The sequence below is a fragment of the Clostridium sp. AM42-4 genome, from assembly GCF_003480105.1.
Taxonomy (GTDB): Bacteria; Bacillota; Clostridia; order Lachnospirales; family Lachnospiraceae; genus Brotaphodocola.
In genome coordinates this window covers 1-1,590 of the sequence record NZ_QUIK01000018.1, presented here as the reverse complement: position 1 = coordinate 1,590, position 1,590 = coordinate 1, and the positions used below count along the sequence as shown (strand labels likewise).

Sequence of the window (1,590 nt, the reverse complement as noted above, 5' to 3'; positions counted from 1 at the left end):
TAAGCGGATTTGCCAGCTTAACTCCTTCTTCGCTTGCCCCGGTCTTTTCATTCCCGGGTCTGGTTATCGTCCTGTGTCCCCACAGTTCTGATGATATGTGGTACAGGAATTTCAACCTGTTGTCCATCGACTACGTCTTTCGACCTTGCCTTAGGTCCCGACTTACCCAGAGCAGATCAGCTTTACTCTGGAAACCTTAGATATTCGGCCTGGAGGATTCCCACCTCCATCTCGCTACTCATTCCGGCATTCTCTCTTCTTAACACTCCACAGCTCCTTATCGGTACTGCTTCGCCGCAGTTAAGAATGCTCCTCTACCACTTGTCTAATGACAAGTCCACAGCTTCGGTGTCGTGTTTCAGCCCCGGACATTTTCGGCGCAGGACCTCTCGACTAGTGAGCTATTACGCACTCTTTGAATGTGTGGCTGCTTCTGAGCCAACATCCTAGTTGTCTTCGAAATCCCACATCCTTTTCCACTTAACACGCACTTTGGGACCTTAGCTGGTGGTCTGGGCTCTTTCCCTTTTGACGACCCAACTTATCTCGTGCCGTCTGACTCCCGTGCATCATCTCTCTGGCATTCGGAGTTTGATATCTCTTGGTAAGCTTTGACGCCCCCTTAAGAATTCAGTGCTCTACCTCCAGGAGACTAACACGAGGCTAGCCCTAAAGCTATTTCGAGGAGAACCAGCTATCTCCGGGTTCGATTGGAATTTCTCCCCTATCCACACCTCATCACCACCCTTTTCAACGGATGTGTGTTCGGTCCTCCACCGCCTTTTACGGCAGCTTCAACCTGGACATGGATAGATCACCCGGTTTCGGGTCTACCCATACTGACTTTGGCCCTATTAAGACTTGGTTTCCCTTCGGCTCCGCACCTTGAGTGCTTAACCTTGCCAGTACAGGTAACTCGCCGGACCGTTCTACAAAAAGTACGCGGTTGCACATATAAAGTGCTTCCACAGCTTGTAAACACAGGGTTTCAGGTTCTCTTTCACTCCCCTCCCGGGGTCCTTTTCACCTTTCCTTCACAGTACTATGCGCTATCGGTCACTAAGGAGTATTTAGCCTTGGGGGGTGGTCCCCCCGAATTCCCACAAGGTTTCTCGTGTCTCGTGGTACTTTGGATCCTGCTCGCTGTCTATTGCTTTCGTGTACGGGGCTTTCACCCTCTGTGGCCGGACTTCCCAGACCGTTCCACTAACAAATCGACTCACTTGTTGCAGTCCGTAACCCCGGAACGCACGCGCTCCGGTTTAGGCTCTTTCCATTTCGCTCGCCGCTACTTTGGAAATCGAGTTTTCTTTCTTTTCCTCGCCCTACTTAGATGTTTCAGTTCAGGCGGTTCCCGACGTAACGCTATGGATTCACGTTACGACGACTGAGGTCTTCTCAGCCAGGTTTCCCCATTCAGATATCTCCGGATCAATGGATATTTGCTCCTCCCCGAAGCTTTTCGCAGCTTATCACGTCTTTCATCGGCTCTTAGTGCCAAGGCATCCACCCTGCGCTCTTTATAGCTTAACCAATTGATGTTCACCTGCGGGTGCGGGCTACTTATCTACGATACATAGCGTTGTATCG

Annotated in this window: 1 rRNA gene (only partly in view); it reads right to left on the bottom strand. The window is 50.8% G+C overall.

The window, feature by feature from the left end:
- Positions 1-1,533: ribosomal RNA gene (locus DW922_RS17730) — 23S ribosomal RNA — on the bottom strand; it reaches 1,445 nt to the left of the window's first position.
- Positions 1,534-1,590: the final 57 nt, after the last annotated feature.